Below are 24,069 nucleotides of genomic sequence, written 5' to 3'. Positions count from 1 at the left end.
CGCAAACACAGGAGTATTTTGATGAGTAATCCGTTTTCTGGTTCTGATACATCCGGGTTGAATTCCATGTCCGATCCATTAGGTTTTATAAAAAATCTGTGGGGTAGTTTGAATATCCCAGGCATGGTTGCACCACCTATGTCTCTGGACGAGCTGGATAAAAAAATCAAGGATTTGAAGACGGTAGAATCCTGGCTGAACGTCAATATGAATATGCTGCGCGGTACGATACAAGCGCTAGAAGTGCAACGTGCAACCATCGCCGCTTTGCAATCATTGGGTGAAAGTTTTGCCCAACACGCACAGCAAGCGACTGCACCAGTTGCGCCAGCAACAAAACCAGAAAGCCATACAAGCAACGCTGATTGGCCGATGCCAGCCGGAAGTCACAAGATTCCGGAGCCTGCGGTCGAAGATGAAGAGGATGACGACATCGACATGCCTCCTGAACAGACTGAAACCACCGCAAGCACAAGCGCCGAAGCCACTACCGGCGAATCCAGCGCAAACAATCCATCACAGACCACCAGCACACCAGATGCCAGCACCCCATTCGCAACACCCGCCGCATGGTGGGGATTGTTGCAAGATCAGTTTAAACAAGCGGTCAGCAAAGCTTTAGAAAGCGAACCAGGTGTCACGGAGAGTGTCGCCGCCACGACCAACAATGCCAATAACGACAAAAAATCAGCAGCGTCGACAAAAGCACGAAATAAACCAGGCACTGCTTCCAAAGTAAAGCCGAAAGCCACAACAAAAACAGTCGCCAAATCAGTAACTAAAACCGCTCCTGCCAAAGCGAAGCCTGTCAGCAAGGCAGCAGCTAGCGCAGTCATAAAAGCAAGCGTCAAGCCGCCATCTACTCCTAAGAAGACTGCCGGAAAACCTGTAAAAAAATAGCTTTTGTGGACGGATGCAACCCATTCGAATTCAAATAAAAGTCAGCGCGGGCCACACGCGGCTTGGCTCCACAAAGAGCTATCGTTTATATATTAAAAGTGACGCATTAAGGAGGGCTTAGGATATGCTTGGGTGGGTAGCAGTATCTAGGGCGTTTCGTCAGTCGTGCGTGCTTTTAGCTCGAATGACAAGTTAGCTTTGGATAAGCGTATCTATTCAACGCAACACGTCATTGTGAATCCATCATGCCCCTTGCTCCATTTCCTCAATTAACTTCAATCTACACAATTCCCGAAAACGCTGTAAACCGCCAGAGAGAATTTTTTCCTGGTGATACACCAGATAAAAGCGGCGATTAAGTTGTGCCCATGGCGTATGGATGGGCGCAAATTCGCCATCGGTAAGTTTGTCGCTGATTGCCCGGTTTGACACGCATGCGATACCCAAACCGGTACCCACAGCGCGCGCGATCGCTTCTGCACTTCCTAATTCCAATACGCTATTGAGAACGCCTAAATGTGGCGCGAACGCGGCCTCAGTGACCTCGCGCGAGCCGGAGCCAGGTTCTCGTAGTACCCATGCCGTCTGCTGCAATTGAGCGATGTCCGGCGTCGTACGCGCTAGCGGGTGGCTGGCATGGCAAAACAATTGCATCTGATCATGCAGCCAAGGTTCTGCCACCAGACGGCTGTCGTGGCATGGCGCTTCGATCAGACCAAAATCAGCTCTGAAACTCAATATCGCTTCAACAACATCTTGTGAATTACCGATAGCGATTTCGAGTCGGCTATCTGGTTCCTGACGTAAGAACTGCGCTGCCAGTTCCGGCAATACGTCATTGCCTATCGTCATACTCGCATACAGGCGCAGGCGAACAGGAACGCCCGTTTTAAAGCTCTGCTCAATCTCGCTAGCGCCTTCTAACAGGGCTTCGGCCTTGGGCAGCAAATATCGACCGTTTTCATTCAATTGCAAGCGCTTGCCTACGCGATTGAATAATGGTTCGCCTAATTGATATTCCAGATCACTTAAAGCACTGCTCGCTGCCGATTGCGATAGGGCGAGCTGACTTGCCGCCGCAGTGCCAGTGCCGGCACGGGCGATAGCCACAAAGACTTCTAGTTGGCGTAGCGTGATATGCATCAGGAATGGCTTTCTTTGGCAGGGAAAATGGTCATATTCATTATATCGATATTTCCGATATTGAATATAAAAACAATCTGTTTTACCTATTTATGCAGGCAAACTACACTGGCCTCACTTAAACGTTTTTTGCATAAGCATATACGCATCATGAATAAGCTCAATAAATTAGCGGGTCTAGGTTTAACCGCTGCGATCGCCGCCATTGCTATAGGACTGAGTAGCAGCCAATTGGCGCATCACACCCATGCGTCTGCGTTGACCATCGCTTTATTGTTAGGCATGTTGGTTGGCAACACTATTTATCCACGGATTGCGGCACATACCGCTGAAGGCGTGGTTTTTTCCAAAAAGAACCTGTTACAGCTCGGAATTATCCTTTACGGTTTTAAAATCACGTTCCAACAAATCGGTCAGGTTGGCTGGGCAGGCATGTTGATTGATGCCACCGTTTTATGCTCAACTTTCTTTCTGGCCTATTACATTGGTACGCGTTTTTTTAAGGTTGATAGCAAAACCTCCATTTTGATTGGTGCTGGTAGCGCAATTTGTGGCTCATCGGCAATTCTGGCGACCGAAACCGTAGTCAAAGCCGACGCCGCAAAAGTCGCTGTTGCGGTTTCAACGGTGGTCATCTTTGGCACATTGGCGATGTTTATTTATCCTATGCTGTTTCAATTGAATCACCACCTGGGTTACTTAGTCGATGCCCAAAGCTTTGGCATGTTCACTGGTTCAACCATGCATGATGTCGGTCAGGTAGTTGCGGCGGGTATGCAAATGGATGAAAACACCGCTGCCTCAGCGGTCATCACAAAAATGTTACGCGTTATGATGTTGGCACCATTTTTGGTTTGTTTGTCGATGTGGTGGGATAGCAAAAAAGCACATGCCCACGCTGGACAGGCTGGACATGCACCAGTAAAAGCGCCTATCACGATTCCTTGGTTTGCCCTGTTATTCATCGCCGTTGCAGGTGTGAATTCTCTGAATATATTGCCAACAAACGTCAGTCAATTTGGTCTCACTCTTGACACCTGGGTTTTGGCAATGGCAACCGCAGGTCTGGGTCTGGCGACACATATCCAGGCAATACGTCAGGCTGGTATTAAACCTTTGTTGTTGGCTGGAATCATGTTTGCGTATTTGATTTTTGGTGGAGCAGTGATTAATCACGTCGTCCGGGCCATGTTTTAATCAGAACTTTAGAAATACCGCCTCCGCAGCGCTGTCGCTCATTGCCCGCCAAAACGAACCGAAATAGCCGTTCTCCTGAATTGAAGTGTATTGTTAAATTGGTCAGTCATTAACCGAAGTTGTCCTGTCTCTGATTCTGGTGGATAATTGCGGCCATGAACGATATATCCCAACTCCCCCCATTACCAGACCGCTTGTCGATTGATCCAAGCAGTCCATTTTTTAACCGTGATGTGTTCCAGCACGACGTTGGCATCAAATTCAACGACAAAGAACGCATGGACGTCGATGAATACTGCATCAGCGAAGGCTGGATCAAAGTCTCCGCAGGTAAAACCCTGGATCGTAAAGGTAAGCCTATGTTGATTAAATTAAAAGGCAAAGTCGAAGCGTTTTACCGCTAAGCTTTTCCTGCTTTGTTTTCAGCATCGTGAAAACAAATCACAATGAAACGCACTAAAACGTAATGACAAAACGAACATGGCTAGCCAGGTAAATCCAGCTAGCCATTTTTCTTCTGTTGTACCGCGATGAAATCAAACGGCAGACGAAAGCCACTATGAATATCACCGAACTGCCTTATCGCACGACCAGCGAGCAAGCTTGCAACTGGCTAGCACTACATACTGAAGAAACATGGAATGTGGCACGCTTATTGGAAAACGGCCTCACACCTTACGTCTGGCTTGATTACGACGCCGCAATGCCTGAATTGTTTGGTGATGCGAACGGTGGCTATCCGGCACCGATTTTTTTTAAAGACGATATACAGCGTTTAATTGATGGCTACGAAGACGTAATCATCACCATCACCAAAGACGTAGACAATATTGTCAGCCGCTTACCAGCACCAGGTATATGCAAGGGCTTGCATGAACTACGTTTCTTGAAAAAAGATCTGCAAAAATTGCTCAAACAATTACAGCGGCAAGCATTAGCCGAAACGGCTACGCCCCAAGTCGTCGCCAGCGCAGCGGAATCACAAGATGGCATCAATAAGGCGCAAGTTCTGATCGCCTTTTCAGGTCTGGCAAAAATCAATCTGGAGCAAGCACTCGATAGCGGCCTGGCGCTGTTTGGTGACGAAGGTGCGAGAGTCAAAAGCAGTACCAAAAAAGCCAAAAATAAAATCGTCTGGAACCCAGTAACGTTGGCATTAGGATTCAATGATCTGTATCGGGTACCAATGTCACGCCTGAGTAAGGTATTTCAGACACACGACTTTTTAGAGACGTGGGAAGCAGAGTGGCGGCGTACGTTGGAATTATTAGACTATTGAAAATGCGTCCATCACGTTAATAAGCTTGTTTTAACAGGCTTTGATGATGTTGTTGCCAACGTCAGGTACTTGCTTCTTGCCTCAACATCTTGAGTGCTTCCTTGGTCCACTGCACGCGCCCCGCTTCAAATGCGATACCGGCTTTCAGAATCAGGTAATGAATTTGCGTTTCACGCGGCATGTCGGGATCACTGAAATCACGTAGCTCGATCTCCCGATACGTCTGCAATTCTTGCTCATGCAAACGCAGGCGGCGTTCAAATTCTTCTGCCAACCCCAAAGGCCCGACGGCTGCGTCAGCGCGTAGCTTGACCATCATCTCATCGCGCAAACGAAAAGGTTCGCTTTGCTCGCTCGCCCAACGGCGCAATTCTTTTTTGCCGGCCGCTAAAACTTTAAATTTTCGCTTGCCTGCACGCCCACCTTCTACCTCTACGGAACTGACCCAGCCTTGTTCTTCCATGCGGGCAAGTTCGCGATAAATCTGCTGGTGCGTTGCGTGCCAGAAATAGCCTATCGATTTATCAAAACGACGTGCCAGCTCATAACCAGAACAAGGTTTTTCGACAATAGAAGTTAATAAGGCGTGTTGTAAAGACATAGTTAGAGGGCATGCTCAATCGGATTTGCGTCAATTTTATATGCAACTGGTTGCATAAACAAAGTTGTTTCGTTATTCTCATCGCATTAAGGTTCTATTTTCTATTTTAAGTTGCTTGTTTGCATCTCAAACTCATTCACGAAGGAAACGCCATGTCTTTTTATCCGCACCTGACAAAGCCATTAGATCTGGGATTTACCACCTTACCAAATCGTCTCTTGATGGGTTCCATGCACGTTGGGCTGGAAGAAGTCGACAACGGCTTTGAACGCATGGCAGCGTTCTATTCCGAGCGTGCGCGCGGTGGTGTGGCTTTGATGGTGACGGGCGGCATAGCACCAAACGAACGTGCGCGTCCTATGCATGGCGGCGCGATGCTGACAACAGAAGCAGAGGCCGAGCACCACAAAATCGTGACCAAGGCCGTGCATGAAGCAGGCGGTAAAATTGCCATGCAGATATTGCACTTTGGTCGCTATTCGTATCAGCCGACGCTGGTGGCACCAAGTGCACTGAAAGCGCCGATCAATCCATTCACACCACATGCTTTAACGACGGCAGAAGTGGAAGAAACCATTTCCGATTTCGTCCGCTGCGCAAGTCTGGCACAGTACGCAGGTTACGACGGTGTTGAGGTCATGGGATCAGAAGGCTACCTGATCAATGAATTCATTGCTGCCCGAACAAATCAACGTGATGATGAATGGGGCGGTGAGTATGAAAACCGGATTCGTTTTCCGATAGAGATCGTGCGTCGCATTCGTGAAAAAGTCGGCACAAATTTCATCATCATCTATCGTTTATCGATGCTTGATCTGGTGGAAGGCGGTTCAACGTTAGAAGAGGTGATTCAGTTAGCAAAAGCGATTGAAGCTGCTGGCGCGACCATCATCAACACCGGCATTGGCTGGCACGAAGCGCGCATTCCAACGATTGCCACCAAAGTCCCACGCGCTGCGTTCGCTTGGGTCACACAAAAACTCAAAGGTCATGTCAGCATTCCGTTAGTGGCAACGAATCGCATCAACACGCCAGAAATCGCTGAACAATTGTTGGCAGATAATTTCTGCGACATGGTATCGATGGCGCGTCCTTTATTGGCTGATCCACTGTTCTTCAGAAAAGCAGAACAAGGTAAGGCCGATGAGATTAATACTTGTATCGGTTGTAACCAGGCTTGTCTGGATCACACTTTTGGCGGCAAATTAACATCGTGTCTCGTCAATCCACGCGCTTGCCACGAAACAGAAATCATCGATCAACCAGTAACGACAGTCAAAAAAATTGCCGTCGTCGGCGCGGGCCCTGCTGGTCTGAGCTTCGCCACTACCGCAGCTAAGCGCGGCCACAGCGTGACGTTGTTTGATGCAGCAGCAGAAATCGGCGGGCAATTTAATATCGCAAAGCAGGTGCCTGGCAAAGAAGAGTTCTATGAAACTTTGCGTTATTTCGCAAAGCAAATCGAATTAACTGGCGTGCAATTACGTCTGAATACATTTGTGAAGCCGGACGAGCTGACTGATTTCGACGAAGTTGTTCTGGCAACCGGCATCACACCACGCACTCCTGATATCGAAGGCATAGACAATCCTAAAGTACTGAATTATCTCGATGTCATCAAGGAAAAAGCCCATGTTGGAAAAACTGTTGCGATTATCGGTGCAGGAGGTATTGGCTTTGACGTTGCAGAATATCTGAGCCACTCCGGCACCAGCGCCAGCCTTGATCCTAAAAAATTCTTTGCTGAATGGGGTGTCGATACCGACTACAAACATGTTGGCGGTCTGACCGAAGCGCACATTGAAAAATCACCACGCCAGATTTATTTGTTGCAACGTAAGACTTCCAAAGTAGGCGACGGCCTTGGCAAAACAACGGGCTGGATTCACCGCACTGGTTTGAAGAACCACGGCGTGCATATGTTTGCTGGTGTGACGTACAACAAAATCGATGACGAAGGCTTGCATGTGACCGTTGATGGTCAGCAAAAAACACTGCCGGTCGACAATGTGATTCTGTGTGCGGGTCAAGAACCACGCCGTGACCTGCAAGCAGCACTCGAAGCAGCTGGCAAAGTTGTGCATCTGATCGGAGGTGCGGATGTTGCAGCAGAACTCGATGCTAAACGTGCGATCAACCAGGGCACACGTTTAGGCGCGTCGATTTAAAAATGGTAGGGCGGGTGCAACCCGTCCCTACAAAAAACCGTCGTTTCAGCATTAATTTGCCATGGCTTGTACCACTAAAAATGATATCTAAAAATTGGGAAACGAAAAGGAGACGAAAATGCAAACACTACAACCAAAGGTGGCCGCAAGCCTCGCACAGTGGCATCAAATGGTCGCCACACATGATCTCTCAGGTTTAATTGATATCCTGCATCCGGATGCCATTTTCCGCTCACCTATGGCGCACAAGCCCTACACGAGTGCGATTGCCGTCAATTTGATTTTGACGACCGTCTCCCATGTTTTTAGTGATTTTCAATACCACCGTGAATTCGCTACTGATGACGGTCTCAGCGTGATTCTGGAATTCAGCGCCAATGTTCAGGACAAGCAACTCAAGGGTGTGGACATTATTCGTTTTGACGAAGAAGGCAAGATCGTCGAATTTGAAGTAATGGTCAGACCCATGAGTGCTTTGCAGGTACTCGGGCAAGCAATGGCAAGCAGACTGGCGGCGTTTTTGCCTGCCTACAAAGCATTGTAGGACGCGTAATTTATTTCTTAGCCAATCCCAGATACGTTTCCACCACGCGCTGATCTTCTGCCAGATCAGCGGCGTTTCCTTCGAGCGCGATTGCTCCGGTTTCGAGTACATACGCATAATCTGCGACTTGCAAAGCTGCACGTGCATTTTGCTCCACTAAAAGAATCGCAACGCCAGTTTGCTTTAAGCGTTGGATGATCTGAAAAATCTCTTTAACGATCAACGGTGCCAAGCCCAGGCTAGGTTCATCCAACATCAATAAACGTGGCTTTGCCATTAAAGCTCTGCCGAGTGCCAGCATCTGGCGCTCACCACCGGACAAGGTCCCCGCTTGCTGCGAGCGTCGTTCTTTTAAACGGGGAAATAAATCATAAACAACGCGCATTTGATCCGCGTAATCTTTCTCGCCTGCCTGATAACGTCGGTAACTGCCGAGAAGCAAATTGTCTTCCACCTTCATGCTGGCGAATAGCTCACGTTTTTCCGGCACCAGCGACATACCCAGTGCCACCCGTTTTTCTATTGCGATACCAGTCAGATTTTTTTCGCCAAACAATATTTGTCCAGCTTGCGTACCGTTCGCCGGAAGTGCGCCAGCAATCGCATTGAGCATCGTCGATTTGCCCGCACCATTCGGGCCAATGACGGTAACGATTTGTCCGGCATCGACGGCAATGGCCGCAGGCTGCAAGGCTTGCACCTTTCCATAAAACACTTCAAGATTGCTGACGTGCAGTAAATTCATGGTTGATAAGCTCATCATTCCACCCCGCCAAGGTAAGCTTCTAACACGGCAGGATGCTGCTGTATCATCTGTGGTTCGCCTTCAGCAATCTTGGTGCCAAACTCCATCACGACTAAATGGTCGGTGAGATTCATGACAAAATCCATATCGTGCTCTACTAATAAAATGCTCATTCCTTCGGCACGTAATTTTTTTAACAGCGCTGCCAGCTCTTGTTTTTCCTGATAACGCAAACCGGCTGCTGGCTCGTCGAGCAAGAGCAGAATTGGATCGCAACATAAAGCTCGTGCAATTTCTAAAATGCGCTGTTGTCCCAACGCCAGACTACCGGCCTCTTCATGCATCAGATGCGCGAGTCCGACGCGCTCAAGCTGACTGCTCGCTTCTGCTAACAAGCTAGCTTCTATCTTTCGGTCACGTCGAATGATACTGTTAATCACGTCGACGACTTCATTACCTTTATTACGCAAATGGGCACCGATGGCGACGTTTTCGAGCACACTCATGGCGCTCAGTAGTCGCACGTGTTGAAAACTTCTTGCAATCCCTCTTTGGACAATGTCACGCGAAGGTAATCCAGCGATATTCTGTAAGCCATGATCAGAATAAAAGCGTATCGCACCACCAGTCAGCGGCAAGACACCAGAGATCAGATTGAACATCGTTGATTTGCCAGCGCCATTCGGGCCGATCAAACCCAGGATTTGTCCTGCGTGAACATTGAATTGAACAGCGTTCACCGCAAGCAAACCACCAAATTGTTTGCATGCCTGATCGACTTCTAATATCAAGATGTTTGCGGCTGGTTTGTCACGTTTTGGTAATGCGGCGGCTTGTCGGTTGACGATGAGGGTTTGTTTTTCAGGTAGCCAGTTTTTAAAAAAAAAACGACAAAAACGCGCCAGCGGTGGGAAGACGCCATCGCGTGCATATTGCAACAGCAGCACCAATAACACGCCAAAAACGATAATTTCAAAATTACCTTCCGTACCCAATAAAGCAGGCAAGATGGTTTGTAATTTATCTTTGAGGATTGTCAGTAATGCAGAACCAAGTAGCGCACCCCAAACCTGTCCTGCACCACCAACAACGGTCATGAATAGATATTCGATACCCGCATTTAAACCAAATGGTGTCGGATTGACCGCCCGTTGCAAATGCGCGTACAGCCAGCCTGAGATACTTGCCAGCATCGCCGCTATGACAAAGATCAACAATTTGACTGTAAAGGTGTTCACGCCCATGGCTTCCGCCATCACAACGCCGCCTTTGAGTGCGCGAATAGCGCGTCCGGGTCGCGACTGCAATAGATGCTGGATTGCAATCATGCAGAGTATTAAGATCAGCCAGATCAACACAAACATACTACGTCCACTGTTGAGAACAAAGCCAAAAAAATGGATAGCGGGTATGCCATTGAGCCCATCATACTTACCCAAAAATTCAGCATTTCCGAATAAATAAAACAGCGATAGTCCCCAGGCGATGGTACCCAACGGCAGATAATGACCAGACAAACGCATGGTAATCATGCCAATCGCTAAGGCGGCGATAATCGTGATGCACAAACCAGCAATTAAACCCAGCCACGGTGAATAAGCCAGGGTCGTACTCAAATACGCACTGGTGTAAGCGCCGATACCAACAAAGGCAGCTTGCCCGAATGATGTCAGACCTCCGATACCGGTTAACAACACCAGGCCAAGCGCGACAATGGCATATAAACCGATGTAATTGCCAAGCGTTATCCAGAATTCTGGCACCGGCAATGCAGGAATCAACAACAGGGCGGCGAGTAAAATAAACTGGCCGTGAGCGAGGATTTTTTTCATGCTTCTTCATCCTCATCATGTGTTTTTGTTGTTAATGAACGCCATAACAAGACCGGAATAATCAAAGTAAATACGATGACTTCTTTATAGGCACTGGCCCAAAATGAAGAATACGATTCCAGCAAACCAACCAGAATCGCACCAGCTGCCGCGAGCGGATAACTCACCAGACCGCCAACAATAGCACCGACAAAACCTTTGAGACCGATCAGAAAGCCACCGTCGTAATACACCGTGGTCATCGGTGCAATAAGCACGCCACATAGAGCGCCGATGGCAGCTGCCAACGTGAATGCAAGACGCCCCGCTTGTTGAGTCCCTATCCCCACCAGCTGGGCGCCAAGCCGGTTCACCGCAGTGGCGCGCAATGCCTTACCTGATAAGCTGCGTTCGAAATAAAAATAAAGACCACCGATGAACAATACAGAGACTGCAATCACCACCAGACTTTGGCCGGATATCATCAAAGCACCAATCTCGAAATGCGCATCACTAAATGCCGTAGTGCGTGAGCCTTCAGCGCCAAACATGACCAGACCTAATCCTGTCAGCGCAAAATGTACCCCAACCGACACAATCAACAATACCAGCGTACTTGCCTGGGCCAGGGGTTGATATGCGAGGCGGTAAATCATTGGTCCCATGGGAACCACCATTGCCAGCGCCAACACGACCTGTGCAAACAAAGGCCAGTCTTGTAAAGCAAAGTGACGTGCACTCAAGCACAACATCAATGGCAGTGCGATCAGCGTCAACCCTGATAACAGAATGCCTCTCCAGACGGTATCGGCGTGTGTCTGTACCGATTGCATACGTAAAACAACGAAGGTTTGTTTCAACCAGCAAAGGGCACCAAGTACCAACAATAGACTCGCCGTTTGGGGTGCTTTACCGTTTTGTATAGCCGCCAGCGTTAAGGCGCCATAGGCGACAAATTCACCTTGCGGGATAAAAATAATCCGGGTAACGGAAAACACCAATACCAAAGCGAGTGCCAGCAAGGCATACACCGCCCCGCTGGTAATGCCATCTTGCACCAGAATGGCGGCAATTGATAAATCCATGGAAAGCTAACTTTCTGAATAGAACTGCGCCTGATCAGCATAAAATAACCATCATACGCAGCGAAAAAATTAATATCCTGTGCTAACCAGTTTCCATTTACCGCCAACAATTTGCACCATCACACGTGAACGCTGATCAAAACCCACATGATCGTTGGCATTCATATTGATAATGCCGTGCGATACCGCAAGGTTGCTGGTGTTTTCGATCGCAGTGCGTAAAGCGGCACGGAATTCTTTACTACCAGGTTGGGCTTTTTTGAGCGCCATTGGCACCGCATTGTCGAGTAACATACCGGCGTCCCACGCATGTCCACCGAAGGTAGAAACGCTGCCAGCACCATAGGCTTTTTCATATGCTGCGGTATATCTCAAAGCAGAGGCTTTCACTGGATTGTCTGCGGCTAATTGGGTAGCGACTAATAAAGGTCCGGCTGGCAAGAAGGTACCTTCGCAGTCCTTGCCACAAACGCGTAAAAAATCATTATTAGCGACGCCATGTGTCTGGTAAATTTTTCCTTTGTAGCCACGTTCTTTCAAGGTTTTTTGCGGTAATGCAGCAGGTGTACCTGCACCGGCAATCAAAACGGCATCCGGGTTGCTCGCCATGATTTTCAATACCTGACCAGTGACCGAAGTATCCGGTCTGGCAAAGCGTTCATTGGCAAGGATTTTAATTTTTTTGAGTTCAGCGAGTTTTGAAAATTCTTTATACCAACCTTCGCCATAAGCATCATTAAATCCAATAAACGCCACCGTTTTTATACCTGTGTCAGCCATGTGACTGATAATCGCGGTCGACATATGCGAATCATTTTGTGGCGTTTTAAACACCCATGAACGTTTGGCATCCATAGGTGCAATGATGGAGGCCGATGCTGCCATAGAGATCATCGGTGTTTCGCTCTCTGCAGCCACATCTATCATCGCTAATGATGGAGGTGCAATCGTCGAGCCTATCAACAAATCGACCTTGTCTTCGGAAATTAATTTGCGTGCGTTTTTGACTGCTGTCGTGGTGTCAGAGGCATCATCGAGAATGATGTACTCGACTTTTCTTCCCGCAATTTCTTTGGGCAATAATGCAAAAGTATTTTTTTCAGGAATACCCAACGAGGCGCCAGCACCGGTCGCTGATACGTTGACCCCCACCTTGATCTGTGACCACGCTGGAGTACTTAAAAGCAAAGACATTAAGGCAGGCAGCGCCGCCAGAACAAAACGTTTCTTCATGGGTAGGTCTCCGGAGGTAATGAATGATGTGGGCATGTTCCTGCCCTGATTTTCGAGTGTACCCCCGACGTGAAAAAAGCACAAACGGGGACTCACCCAGACTGTGCTTTTTGAAACAGGATTGCGCTATATCAGCTTATTTCACATTACTCGTGTAACTAGCCAGACACGAAGTCCACACTAAACACTCCCCTGAGTGAATTGCAGAGCATGATTTGTTGAGCATGTTGTAAATCATCCCGTGTTAACGATTTTTCAGATAAGCGATAGCGAGGATCATTCAATAGTTCACCACGCATAATGCCTGGCAATACGCCATCGGATAAGGGTGGTGTGTACCAACGTCCATTAATCTGCAATAGCACGTTGCTGCGCCCGCCTTCTGTCAGACAACCGTGCTCGTTGAAAAACAGCATATCAAACGCACCGCGTTGTTCGGCGGTTTTCCAGGCAGCATCGTATTGCTGTCTCAGGCTGGTTTTGTGTTGCAGAAATAAATTCCGGCTACGGGTCATGGTTTCTGCCATTAAAACCTGAGGCCGCGAATCAAAAGGTGTTAATACGCCAGTGTTGACCGAGACCTGCCCGTTCGGATTGATGCTTAAACGTAGACGATACGGCGTTTGGGGGAGCAGTTCGTCACAGGCTTGTTGCAGCTGGTGTGTGATTTCAGTTTCGTCCCATTTAAAGCCAAAATATTCAGCGGAGTGCCGTAAGCGTTGTAAGTGTTGATAACGGCGACGACAGCCATCTTCATGCGTTGCGTACATGGTTTCGAATAATTCAAACGATGCTTGCAAACCAGTCAGAAAACGTGCTTTGAGCTGGCACTCCGCAAACTCATCACTGGCGACACTATCGTAGACAATGCCTGCACCTACACCCATGACACCATGTCGGATTTGAAGCGCATGCGCTGTATCAGGCGCTTGTAATTGCAAAGTACGGATTGGTACTGACAAACAAAAATCGCCGGGTATTTGTTGCATGCGCAGTTCTTTCGCCGGTGGATCAAACCAACCTATCGCACCGGTATATAAATCACGCGGTGCAGATTCGATTTCACGTATGATTTCCATCGTACGATGCTTGGGTGCACCGGTAATCGAACCACACGGAAATAACGCAGTCAAAATATCCACCAGTGTTAAGTCTTTGCGTAATTGCGCATTCACAGTTGATGTCATTTGCAAGACGCTGGAAAAGCGTGTGACTTCAAACAGTTTAGGAACGCTGACAGTGCCGGTTTCCGCGATACGCCCAAGATCGTTGCGTAGCAAATCAACGATCATCAGATTCTCAGCACGGTTCTTCATATCGGCTGCCAATTCTGCGGCGATTGACTGATCCTGTACTGCGTCACCAGTCGCTGCGGCTGTACCCTTCATGGGGCGAGCTTGTAATTGCCCCTTGCTGTGACGTACAAATAATTCTGGCGACATAGAAACCACCGCCTCGCCATCCGGCAACACAATCAAAGCGCCATAGGGCACTGGCTGGCGCTCACGTAAGCGACGATACAAGTGTAAAGGGCTGCCATACGCATCAAAATGTAATCGATAGGTGTAATTCACCTGATACGTGTCCCCGGCGGCGATATACGCCTGCACTTTCGCAATCCCTGCATCAAATTGAGCTTCATTGACGTTAGCTCGAATATGCGCGATACCCGCAGTTGCATGATGCTGATCTTGCTCACCGTCAGCCATATGCGTGAGAAACGCTACTACCTCATCTTGATTTAATTGATAGCAGGTTTTAAACAGCAGAATTTTTGAAATAGCAGGCGTCTCACGTTCTTGAATGTTCTGTAACTGCGCGCCAGTTTCATACGACAACAAGCTCACCGCATAGTAGCCTTGTTGCAATGCCTGTTCGAGACCTTCTATCAACGTAGGCCATTGCGTTTTCTCTGCACATAGTAATACCTGTTGCAAATCAACATAGAGCCGCGACTGTGCCGACTCAGCAAGAGCGTCGTCGAGCAGTACAAATGCCTGGTTTGCCTTCTGCAATTGCGTGGCAACCATCAAACTATCAAAAATTGAAGACACGATTTTTCTTAAACATGGACTTGTGTCGAAGTTTACTCGCAGATGAGCAGCTTTGCATCAGATGACAAATTTTTAAGTACGATATGGCATCACGACAAATTTCCCATTTAAAAAACAACCTGGCACCTATAAAGTGTGTAGATACGACAAATGCTTGTTGCGCCGATTAAGAATTGGAATTCTTCTTGCTCTCAGTGAAAACTTACGCAAAACTATTCCAAGCAGTTAAGATACCGACAAGAATTAGTATAACGAAGTCTCCAGAAACGTCGCTTTTGCAAAGCAAACACGTAAATACTTCACCTTTATGGTATTGATGCCTAAAAATTAGACAATCAGATGGAAAATAATCACTTACACGCTCCGATCGCACCGTCTATTTTCAGACAACACTTGCTCGCATTGAGTCTGGCAATGGGTGCTGCGCTGCTGTTAAGTACCTTTATTGCAGGCTTTGAAGTCTATAAGCAAATGCACAGCGAATTGCTGCTTAAATCAGTCATGCTGGGAAATAACCTTTCCGATCGACTCATTGCGGGTGATACTCGTGGCATGCAAAATCTGGTGTTGAACACTGCGGGTGATCACGAAATATTGACGATCACCCTGTATGACAATAAAGGACATCCTATTTTGTCGTCAGGCAATGGTAGCTTAGTTAACACTGATAATTATCCGGATATTGTTCCTCAACAGACTTCTAGTTTCGTTTTTTATCCTGGCAATATTTTGATCAGCACACCGATTGCTGACAATAGCGGCATACATGGACAATTGGTTGTACAAAGCCGGACAATGCCTTTGTATCGTCAGATCATTCAACTTTTCATTTGTTTCCTGGTCGGTTTCATCGCGATTACCATCGTGACAGCCTATATACTAACCAAGAAGCAAATGCGTTTATTGCAACCAGCATTGAGTCTTGCTGATGTTGCAGAAAAAGTTGCAAGCACGGGGGACTATAGTATTCGTGCATCGGTAGAAACGACAGGCGATCTGAGTAATTTAAGTATGTACTTCAACCTGATGCTTGCGCGGATGGAAGCATGGGAAGCGGATATGCATAGCGAAGCGCATGAGCGACGCGAAGCAGAAAGCCGCTTGAGCATTTTAGAAAACCACGATAGCCTGACCAAGCTACCAAACCGCCATTTCTTCCACAGATTGCTGACAAATAATCTCGAAGATTCCGTTGCCAATCACGAAATGATGGCATTGATGTTTATCGATCTGGATCATTTTAAAAGCATTAGCGACACCTACGGATACGACGCCTGTGATCAAATTCTGACCATTATGGCGCAACGTTTGTCGGAAGTGTTACGCAGTACGGATACGTTATGCCGGGTCGATGCCGATGAATTTGCGGCAATATTGCCGCGGGTAGAAAAACTCGACACCGTAAAAAGCCTCGCAGAACGTTTGGTCGCCGCGATGCAAAAACCGCTGACGCTCGATGGCAAACATTTTATTGTAACCGGCAGCATAGGCATTGCATGTTGCCCTTTACATGCTGTTGACCAACGCTTGTTTTTACATCTGGCCGATGTGGCACTCAAAGCAGCCAAGCAAGCTGGTAGAAATACCTGGTGCCTCTATGACTCGAATAGTATGGGCGAAGCGGACTTGATACTCTAAATTATCTGCATGCTACCAGCACGTGCAATGCTGGTAGCAATCGTCTTTCAACAGAATTTCAATACTTGATATTCAAGCGACGGTATAGAAACCCAAGGACGAATAAAGGGCCAATCAATAAAAAACGCAGATCCTCAAAGAATGAAGGTTTCTTTCCTTCAATTTTGTGCCCAATAAACTGCCCTATCCACGCAATAACAAAAATCAGCAACGACAGCTTCCAGATATGCGCTTGCGGCAATAGCTGCAAAATCACCAGCATCGCTGCCGACATGACTAGCATGCCAATTGCAAAACGAACGGATAAAAAGAAATAGTAAATCAGGCTAGTCATGACTGCAGCGCAAGCTGCTAAAGGATGTGCTGACCAGATCATGCCTAAAAATGAAAACACGATGGCGGGTACGCAAATGCAATGAATGATTTCATTGGTCGGATGCAAATGGCTTTCGGCATATTTGCTCAGCAATAAATCGATTTGTCGCCGTCGGTTTTGTGCATCCTGGTTGCCATCGAGATGGCTATCAGATAGTTTCATTTCTGTCTCCTGTCACAGTTTACTACTGTGTAATTTTATAATGTCAGAGGTGCGGCGCTTTTTGCGCCGCCGTCACATCATACTGCGGAAACAGAAAAAATGGCGAGCTTTGCGGGCTCAGCGCAACAGCATCGCAATTTGCAATGCTGCCTGTTCGGTAGGTAATTGTTTAAAGCCAGTTTTAGCAAAACGCATCCAGCGTCCAAGCACAAAGCTGCACAGTAAAGAAGCACGTACCGTTGCTTCCGACTCTGGCAGGTGACCTTGCGATGCGGCTAAACGTAAAGATTGCCTGAATGCCATTTCAATGCGTTCTGCCAACTGATTCATACGTACTTGCAGACGCTCATCCTCATTGACCAGTACGTCACCGATCAACACCCGGGTCATGCCTGGATTACGTTCAGAGAAATTGAGCAACATCTGGATAATCGCCTGCGTCTGTAGCAGACCATCTTCTTGTTGTTCGCTGATCTGATTGATTAAGCCAAAAATCGAGCTCTCAATAAACTCAATCAGGCCTTCAAACATTTGTGCCTTACTGGCGAAATGACGATACAAGGCGGCCTCAGACACTTCGACCTTCGCGGCTAAGGCAGCCGTGGTGATCTTTTCGCCTTTCGGGTTTTCCAGCATGCTTGCCAGCGTCTGAAGTATCTGTAATTTGCGCTCGCCAGGTTTGGTACTTGCCATTTTTCTTTGTTCTGAGTAACTAAATAAATTGAATAATTTGAAGCTGATGGGTCACAACTTTGCAGTTCATTGCAGAAGTGTCGACCAACTACGCCTTCCGCACCATCTACGGATGCGGGCTCCAGATTTTATGTGAAACAGGCTATGTATGTGAAGTGATAAAAAGAATATTCTGTCAGATATTCAACTTGACTTCGGTTCATATTTCATCAGCTTAGTCTATTTCACGCGACTTATACTAAAAACTGTCGATATCGCTGAGACAGACCTAAGACCGATGTTGTGCTGAGATCAACGCACGCTGCCGGACGTTGGTGTAAATGTACTGGCGTGTAGCCTTTAATTAAGACCGTGCGGAGTCCTACACTTTTAGCGGCACGCAGATTATCGAGACTGTCTTCAACTAACACGCATTGCTTGGCGCTCAGACGATTCATTGCTAATAATTTATGCAAAAACGGTCGTGATGGCTTGGGTTGCAATTTACCATGCACCCGCATTTGTTCAACTGAGATATGCGCATCAAAATGTCGATGCAATTTCAAATGCCGCATCACACGCTGAGAATAGTCTTTTGGTGCATTCGTAAATAATATTTTTTTACCGGGAAGACGGCGCAAAATACGCACCAGGCCACGCTGTGCCCGGATCATGGCACGCAGATCATCAAACGCATGTGCGGCTTGCAGAAACTCCTCGGCCTTGACGCCATGATGCCTGACCATACCCAGCATCGTGACACCGTAGCGCTGATAATAATCTTGCCGCACGGCGTTCACGGTGGCTTCATCAGCTGGGTTGGTACCATCGCCAAGAACGTCAGCAATATACGCATTCATGTTCCGGTTGATCGCCGGAAAGATCGCATGCGAAGCATTATGCAACGTATTGTCGAGATCAAACAGCCAGACCAGAGAGGATTGCTTTTTCATTGCACACCTCTGCTACTGAGTGTTTGACCTGGAGACGCAAAAAACGTAAAAGGAGATAAAGTTTGCAAATGAACGGTGCGAATTAATGACTGCGGATCATGGTACCGAACGCCTGCTCGGTCAACACTTCCAACAGCAAAGAATGCTCGATACGGCCGTCAATGATATGCACTGTGTTTACACCAGATTTTGCTGCGTCCAACGCAGACGAGATCTTCGGCAACATACCGCCGGAAATCGTACCATCAGCAAACATCTCGTCAATTTCACGTGCTGACAAGTCTGTCACGAGATTACCTTGCTTATCTAACACGCCAGGAATATTGGTCATCATGATCAATTTTTCGGCTTTCAGGATTTCCGCAATCTTGCCTGCAACCAGATCGGCATTAATGTTATATGCCTGACCGTCGTCGCCAAAACCGATAGGGGAGATGATAGGAATAAACGCGTCGTCTTGCAGCGCCTTAACCACCGCTGGATTGATGGCATCAATTTCACCAACATAACCAATATCCAGCATTTCGCCCGGATTTTCGCGGTCTGGCATCAGCATTTTGCGGGCGCGGATCAAACCACCGTCTTTGCCGGTCAAACCAACCGCCTGACCACCATAGTGATTAATCAACATCACGATATCTTGTTGAACTTCACCGCCGAGTACCCATTCAACAACTTCCATGGTTTCTTCGTCGGTGATGCGCATACCCTGGATAAAATTACCCTGCTTGCCCATTTTTTTGAGCGCATTATCAATTTGCGGGCCACCGCCATGGACGACCACTGGGTTCATACCCACCAGTTTCAACAAAATCACGTCGCGTGCGAAGCCGTGTTTCAGACGTTCTTCGGTCATTGCATTGCCGCCGTATTTAACGACGATGGTTTTGCCGTGGAATTTGCGGATATACGGCAGCGCTTCTGCCAGGATCTCTGCTTTGATGACGGGTTCGACGCCAGCTAATTTATCTACTGGTGTTGCTGCGTTTGCGTTCAAATCGCTCATAATGACGGTATCCTGAAGGTATCATGAAGGGTTTATTCGATAGGCCTGAATTTTACAGGATAATGCTAGCTTTTCCGCGCCAATTCATTTTTTGAATTTTATGACATCTTTAATCGACCTGCATCAACAACTGGAAGGTATGCGTCCCGCGTTACTGCGATTCGCGCTGCTACAGTTACGAAATGAAAATGCGGCAGAAGACGCCGTACAGGAAACCTTGCTCGCTGTGCTGGAAAAACCCGACAGTTTTGCTGGTCAATCAAGTTTGCGTACTTATGTGACCGGAATATTAAAATTTAAAATTATCGACCATATCCGCAGCTTGAAAAGAGAAGTCGCGCTCGACACTTCGGACGACGAGTCTGAGACAGATTTGATTGATAGTTTATTTAAAGCCAACGGTCACACTGTTAACATGCCAGCAGCCTGGGGTGAGCCTGAATCAACTCTGCAACAAAAAGATTTTTTCCGGGTTTTAGAAATTTGTCTGGAAAATTTGCCTGAAAAAACGGCACGGGTATTTATGATGCGCGAATGGCTGGAACTTGATACCGAAGAAATTTGTAAGGAATTGGGTTTAACTACGTCTAATCTATGGGTGGTCTTGTATCGCGCCCGCCTTCGGCTACGTGAATGTTTAGACCTGAATTGGTTTGGCAATCATTGATACAGGAAACCAGACAGGAAGCTAATTTATGCGATTTTTCTTATACTCTTGCAAACAAGCACACCGAATCGTCTCTGAGGGACTAGATCGGCCTTTGTCGGTGAGTGAACGTGCCCGTTTAAAAATGCATTTGTCGATTTGCGACGCCTGTACCAATTTTAATGGTCAGATGCAATTGCTACGCAAAGCAATGCACAAAGTATCACACGACGTTGATCCGACAGCAAAACCTGATGCGAAAGATAGGCAGCAATGAGTATTTGCCAGCGCTGTCAGCAAGAATTCACTTGTGCGGTAGCAGACAAATCAGAGCAGCCTTGTTGGTGTATGGTAGTGCCTGCAATGGATTTGTCTTTATTGCCAGATGCCAATATCAAGGCGGATGCGACTTGCCTGTGTCCACGCTGTCTGCCAGTCTGGAAATCTGAACTTATCAACGCAAAAAGCAAAGTGTAAAGATTTCAGTTACCATAGTGAATCCGGTAATAGGCCTTTCCTATAGGAATTTTGCATGTCTAACGATCAGCCCATCGCTTACCAAGCGGTCAACATCCCCACTTCTCAACGTATTCGTGAGCGCTTGCAAGCAAGCAAAACGCGCTTTCACGCCAATGACAATATTGCTAAGTTTATTGAACCAGGTGAATTGGCAGAACTGCAAGCGGAAGTAGAAGAAAAATTACGTGCAGTACTTCAGAGCCTGGTAATCGATACCGAAAGCGATCACAACACGCAGGATACCGGACGCCGTGTAGCAAAAATGTTCATCAACGAAGTGTTCCACGGTCGTTATGTACCTATGCCGTCGGTTACCGAATTTCCGAACGCTTCGCATCTGAATGAGTTGATGATTATCGGACCAATCACCGTCCGCAGTGCATGCTCACATCATTTGTGCCCGATTATGGGTAAGGTGTGGATAGGTGTGATGCCTAACGAGCATTCCAATCTGATTGGCTTGTCTAAATACGCGCGGATTGCTGAATGGATTATGAGTCGCCCTCAAATTCAAGAAGAAGCAGTGGTACAACTGGCCGATGCTTTGCAAGAAAAAATGCAACCGGACGGTCTGGCAGTTGTCATGGAAGCTGACCACTTTTGTATGCACTGGCGTGGTGTTAAGGATACCGAAGCAAAAATGATCAATAGCGTAATGCATGGTTCTTTTTTGAAAGATCCAAATCTACGCCGCGAGTTTTTGTCGCTCATTAAACGCTAATGACGCGCTAATCAAACGTTAATCCAGACAGGAAATTACTATGCTAGTTCGTTTGTTGTATGCCAGCCGTGCCATCGATACGAATATTTGCGATACCGTGCAATCGATCATGTTAACGTCACGTTCACATAATCCACAAAACGGTATCACTGGCGTTTTGTGCCATACCGATACGGTTTTTATGCAGGTATTAGAAGGTGGGCGTGACGCCGTCAATCAGTTGTATAGCCACATTTTGAAAGACACCCGCCACCGCGATGTAATTTTGCTCGATTACGAAGAAATTACTGAACGCCGTTACGGCGGTTGGACCATGGGTCAGGTAAATATGAGCAAACTCAACCCATCAATGTTGCTCAAGTATTCGCCGCTGCCAGTATTAAATCCACACGATATGCCCGGAAAAATGTTGCTGGCGTTGATCGATGAGTTAATGGCTACTGCATCAATTATCGGTCGATCCTGATTAGACTTCCATTGCTTAACTGCCGAAGTCTAAGATAAAAAAATAGCCCGGAATGCGCAGAGCAAACTGGGCTGTTTTTTTATCAAATACAGAAAAAATACAGAAAATCACGTTGCCGAATTTTAGAAATTCGCACCCATTCCAACCACATCTGGTACCGGTGCATCGACCGCTGCACAAATACCGCGCACCAGATCCAGCATCTCTGCATCCATGCGTTCTTGTTGTGGGCGTGTTGCCGCAGCCAATACTGCCTTAATCAAGAACGGTTTTGCCAAAGGGGCGAGTTGATTCAGTTTTTCTAATGCCTGCCGGACGACAAAGAAATCCAGGGTTGCAGGCGGGAGCAAATCACGACTCTGAAACGCTAACTCAGGCAAGGTGGCTGCAGCACGTTGAAAAGCGATACCCGCTTGCGCATCGTCGCTATGGCTACGAGCGACCAGTGACAACAGCAATTGCACTTCTGACTTCAAGGCGGTGACGGCGTTAAACTTGACCTTCACCATACGTCCCGCTTGTGGTCCAAGGCGTCGTTCCAGCACGGTTTGTAGCACAAATTCCGACTGACTCATTTTCTGATCAGCAGCGATCAATTTGGACGCAACGCTCAATAACTGCGCTTTATTTTCAGACGATAACTGCTTCAGTGCTGGCATTGCTAAATCCAGTATCGGCAAACGCGGACTTGCTTGTAGGCTCTCCAGATGGTTCAACAAATTTTCTGTTAACGCTGCTTTTTCTGCTCCCAGTCTGGCGACCAGACTTTGTTGAATTGCATACGCCTGTGGCTCACTGCGGTCAGATAACAAGGCGAACACCAACGCGTCCGCGGTCGTACTGTCGCGAGCGGCGGTCAGGATGAACGGATCAATACCATGCGCTGACGTTGATTGCGGCACAGCAGTTGCTGCGGGCGTTAAGGGCATGCTGAAAGGAATCGTATTCGCGGTAGGAATCGCATGTTGACCAAATTCAGCATTCAAATCAGAGCTTCTCTCAACGGCACGAGCACGTTGAGCTGCCTCCACATTGCGAGCCCCAAATCCGTAGACACCTTCCGGCATGGCTGCTAAGTCCACCGGATCGACAATTTCACTGGCATCGAGAAACTCAACGTTGTGCCCATATACTCGTTGCAAACGTTCTTTTAACGGTGGATGCGTAGCAAACATTCCATCCATTAGGTTTACCTTTGCCGCACCTAAAAACATGTGCGAAATCTGTTCTGCACGAGGATTATTGATACGCGAACCACATTGATTGACCATGGTAAGACCGCCGATTTTTCTGAGCGCACCACCGATGGTCTCCGGGTCACGCGTAAATTGCACGGCACTGGCATCAGCCAAAAATTCGCGCTGCCTCGAAACAGCCGACTTGATCAGGCGCCCAAAAAAGATGCCGACGTAGCCGATCACAAACAGCGCTGCACCAAAGACAACAATCACTAATTGTATTGGTGGGCCTTTTTCGTCGCGATCGCGTGAGCTACCAAAACGGGATGCCCAATACATCATCTCCTGACCAAAGCCCGCAATCATCTGTATCCCGAACAGCACACCGATGAGCTTGATATTCATGCGCATATCGCCATTGAGGATGTGGCTGAATTCATGTCCGATCACACCTTGCAATTCGTCTCTGGTAAGTCGGGTCAGGCTACCCTGAGTTACCGCGACGACTGCCTCGTTTTGATGATACCCAGCCGCAAATGCGTTGATTGCATCTTCGCGATCGAGTACATACACACGGGGGCAGGCGATACCAGAAGCCAACGCCATTTCTTCGACGATATTTAACAGACGCCGCTCTTTGGCATCGGTCGAGTCTGGCATCACCAGTCGTCCACCAGCCATCTGGGCCACGGCATCGCCACCATCGCGCAAACGGAAAGTTTCAAACATCGTCCCGCCGACGATAAATAACAAAGTAACGGCAGTATTGATGAAGAAAAAACCGGTGGGATAACCAGGATGCCCTGGGGTGCGCATCGCGAAACCCCATTTCCAGATCAGCGCGAGGCTGACATTCACTGCGACTAAAATCGCAATGACCGCCAGGGCAAACAGGATTAATAGCTTGCGACTCTGGCGGTGCGCCTGATCTTGCTGTTCAAAAAAGTCCATATCGATGCAAGGCCCAGGGCA

24 protein-coding genes are annotated in these 24,069 nt (G+C 47.7%); 12 read left to right on the top strand and 12 right to left on the bottom strand.

Features of this window, described 5'->3' with window-relative positions:
- Positions 1-21 precede the first annotated feature (21 nt).
- Positions 22-900: a PhaM family polyhydroxyalkanoate granule multifunctional regulatory protein gene (locus H8K32_RS11690; RefSeq protein ID WP_186912717.1), complete on the top strand. Its 879-nt coding sequence runs from the start codon at positions 22-24 to the stop codon at positions 898-900.
- Positions 901-1,143: 243 nt separating this feature from the next.
- Here the strand turns inward: H8K32_RS11690 and H8K32_RS11685 are convergent, their stop codons facing one another.
- Complete coding sequence (locus H8K32_RS11685) at positions 1,144-2,043, bottom strand: LysR family transcriptional regulator (RefSeq protein WP_186912716.1); 900 nt, start codon at positions 2,041-2,043, stop codon at positions 1,144-1,146.
- Between the two features lie 150 nt (positions 2,044-2,193).
- Between H8K32_RS11685 and H8K32_RS11680 the strand changes: the two genes are divergently transcribed.
- The 3 genes from H8K32_RS11680 (at position 2,194) to H8K32_RS11670 (ending at position 4,519) form a co-directional block, all read left to right on the top strand.
- Positions 2,194-3,240 (top strand): YeiH family protein, encoded by a 1,047-nt coding sequence (locus H8K32_RS11680; RefSeq protein ID WP_186912715.1) that lies wholly within the window; start codon positions 2,194-2,196, stop codon positions 3,238-3,240.
- A 155-nt stretch (positions 3,241-3,395) separates the two neighbouring features.
- Positions 3,396-3,644 carry a DUF3297 family protein gene (locus H8K32_RS11675; protein ID WP_186912714.1) on the top strand — a complete coding sequence of 83 codons (249 nt, stop codon included), beginning with the start codon at positions 3,396-3,398 and terminating at the stop codon, positions 3,642-3,644.
- A 155-nt stretch (positions 3,645-3,799) separates the two neighbouring features.
- A complete protein-coding gene (locus H8K32_RS11670; protein WP_186912713.1) occupies positions 3,800-4,519 on the top strand; it encodes a hypothetical protein in 720 nt (239 codons plus the stop codon).
- Between the two features lie 61 nt (positions 4,520-4,580).
- On the opposite strand, the gene H8K32_RS11665 is transcribed toward H8K32_RS11670, so the two are convergent.
- Positions 4,581-5,120, bottom strand: coding sequence for a PadR family transcriptional regulator (locus H8K32_RS11665; RefSeq protein WP_186912712.1), 540 nt, complete (start codon positions 5,118-5,120; stop codon positions 4,581-4,583).
- 152 nt (positions 5,121-5,272) lie between these two features.
- Here H8K32_RS11665 and H8K32_RS11660 point away from each other — a divergent pair, with 152 nt between their 5' ends.
- Both H8K32_RS11660 and H8K32_RS11655 read left to right on the top strand, forming a co-directional pair.
- Entirely contained in the window at positions 5,273-7,288 is a 2,016-nt protein-coding gene (locus H8K32_RS11660) for an NADPH-dependent 2,4-dienoyl-CoA reductase (protein WP_186912711.1), read from the top strand.
- Between the two features lie 118 nt (positions 7,289-7,406).
- The gene (locus H8K32_RS11655) at positions 7,407-7,832 is read left to right on the top strand and encodes a nuclear transport factor 2 family protein (RefSeq protein ID WP_186912710.1); all 426 of its coding nucleotides are present in this window, start codon (positions 7,407-7,409) and stop codon (positions 7,830-7,832) included.
- A gap of 10 nt (positions 7,833-7,842) precedes the next feature.
- Here H8K32_RS11655 and H8K32_RS11650 read toward each other — a convergent pair whose 3' ends face one another.
- From H8K32_RS11650 to pabB, 5 genes are all read right to left on the bottom strand, one after another.
- Positions 7,843-8,595 (bottom strand): ABC transporter ATP-binding protein, encoded by a 753-nt coding sequence (locus H8K32_RS11650; protein WP_390312266.1) that lies wholly within the window; start codon positions 8,593-8,595, stop codon positions 7,843-7,845.
- The gene (locus tag H8K32_RS11645; RefSeq protein ID WP_186912708.1) at positions 8,592-10,409 is read right to left on the bottom strand and encodes a branched-chain amino acid ABC transporter ATP-binding protein/permease; all 1,818 of its coding nucleotides are present in this window, start codon (positions 10,407-10,409) and stop codon (positions 8,592-8,594) included. The genes H8K32_RS11650 and H8K32_RS11645 overlap by 4 nt, the downstream gene beginning before the upstream one ends.
- Entirely contained in the window at positions 10,406-11,473 is a 1,068-nt protein-coding gene (locus H8K32_RS11640; protein WP_186912707.1) for a branched-chain amino acid ABC transporter permease, read from the bottom strand. Before H8K32_RS11640 ends, H8K32_RS11645 begins: the two co-directional genes overlap by 4 nt.
- 69 nt (positions 11,474-11,542) lie before the next feature.
- The gene (locus H8K32_RS11635) at positions 11,543-12,706 is read right to left on the bottom strand and encodes an ABC transporter substrate-binding protein (protein WP_186912706.1); all 1,164 of its coding nucleotides are present in this window, start codon (positions 12,704-12,706) and stop codon (positions 11,543-11,545) included.
- A 158-nt stretch (positions 12,707-12,864) separates the two neighbouring features.
- Entirely contained in the window at positions 12,865-14,760 is a 1,896-nt protein-coding gene (gene pabB, locus H8K32_RS11630) for an aminodeoxychorismate synthase component I (RefSeq protein WP_343067989.1), read from the bottom strand.
- A 339-nt stretch (positions 14,761-15,099) separates the two neighbouring features.
- Between pabB and H8K32_RS11625 the strand changes: the two genes are divergently transcribed.
- Positions 15,100-16,398, top strand: a complete 1,299-nt coding sequence (locus H8K32_RS11625) for a diguanylate cyclase domain-containing protein (protein ID WP_186912705.1) — start codon at positions 15,100-15,102, stop codon at positions 16,396-16,398.
- Positions 16,399-16,456: 58 nt separating this feature from the next.
- Here the strand turns inward: H8K32_RS11625 and H8K32_RS11620 are convergent, their stop codons facing one another.
- The 4 genes from H8K32_RS11620 to argB all read right to left on the bottom strand — a co-directional run bounded on the left by H8K32_RS11620 (position 16,457) and on the right by argB (position 19,567).
- Positions 16,457-16,936: an Mpo1 family 2-hydroxy fatty acid dioxygenase gene (locus H8K32_RS11620; RefSeq protein ID WP_186912704.1), complete on the bottom strand. Its 480-nt coding sequence runs from the start codon at positions 16,934-16,936 to the stop codon at positions 16,457-16,459.
- A gap of 117 nt (positions 16,937-17,053) precedes the next feature.
- The gene (gene slmA / locus H8K32_RS11615; RefSeq protein ID WP_186912703.1) at positions 17,054-17,629 is read right to left on the bottom strand and encodes a nucleoid occlusion factor SlmA; all 576 of its coding nucleotides are present in this window, start codon (positions 17,627-17,629) and stop codon (positions 17,054-17,056) included.
- Positions 17,630-17,862: 233 nt separating this feature from the next.
- Positions 17,863-18,561: a pyrimidine 5'-nucleotidase gene (locus H8K32_RS11610; RefSeq protein ID WP_186912702.1), complete on the bottom strand. Its 699-nt coding sequence runs from the start codon at positions 18,559-18,561 to the stop codon at positions 17,863-17,865.
- An 82-nt stretch (positions 18,562-18,643) separates the two neighbouring features.
- Entirely contained in the window at positions 18,644-19,567 is a 924-nt protein-coding gene (argB, locus tag H8K32_RS11605) for an acetylglutamate kinase (protein WP_246447306.1), read from the bottom strand.
- 100 nt (positions 19,568-19,667) lie between these two features.
- On the opposite strand from argB, the gene H8K32_RS11600 reads away from it, so the two are divergent.
- From H8K32_RS11600 to H8K32_RS11580, 5 genes are read left to right on the top strand one after another with little or no spacing between them, the layout of a single operon-like run.
- Positions 19,668-20,234, top strand: a complete 567-nt coding sequence (locus tag H8K32_RS11600) for a sigma-70 family RNA polymerase sigma factor (RefSeq protein WP_186912701.1) — start codon at positions 19,668-19,670, stop codon at positions 20,232-20,234.
- Positions 20,235-20,262: 28 nt separating this feature from the next.
- The gene (locus H8K32_RS11595; protein ID WP_186912700.1) at positions 20,263-20,490 is read left to right on the top strand and encodes a zf-HC2 domain-containing protein; all 228 of its coding nucleotides are present in this window, start codon (positions 20,263-20,265) and stop codon (positions 20,488-20,490) included.
- The gene (locus H8K32_RS11590; protein ID WP_186912699.1) at positions 20,487-20,690 is read left to right on the top strand and encodes a cysteine-rich CWC family protein; all 204 of its coding nucleotides are present in this window, start codon (positions 20,487-20,489) and stop codon (positions 20,688-20,690) included. The genes H8K32_RS11595 and H8K32_RS11590 overlap by 4 nt, the downstream gene beginning before the upstream one ends.
- Before the next feature lie 55 nt (positions 20,691-20,745).
- A complete protein-coding gene (folE, locus tag H8K32_RS11585) occupies positions 20,746-21,453 on the top strand; it encodes a GTP cyclohydrolase I (RefSeq protein ID WP_186912698.1) in 708 nt (235 codons plus the stop codon).
- A 40-nt stretch (positions 21,454-21,493) separates the two neighbouring features.
- Positions 21,494-21,919: a BLUF domain-containing protein gene (locus H8K32_RS11580; protein WP_186912697.1), complete on the top strand. Its 426-nt coding sequence runs from the start codon at positions 21,494-21,496 to the stop codon at positions 21,917-21,919.
- A gap of 122 nt (positions 21,920-22,041) precedes the next feature.
- Here the strand turns inward: H8K32_RS11580 and H8K32_RS11575 are convergent, their stop codons facing one another.
- A complete protein-coding gene (locus H8K32_RS11575) occupies positions 22,042-24,048 on the bottom strand; it encodes a M48 family metallopeptidase (protein ID WP_186912695.1) in 2,007 nt (668 codons plus the stop codon).
- Positions 24,049-24,069 lie beyond the last annotated feature (21 nt).

Origin of the sequence: Cognatundibacterium jejuense, assembly GCF_014284255.1 — a bacterium.
GTDB classification, from domain to species: Bacteria; Pseudomonadota; Gammaproteobacteria; order Burkholderiales; family Burkholderiaceae_D; genus Undibacterium; species Undibacterium jejuense.
This window is presented reverse-complemented; position numbering and strand designations above follow the sequence as displayed.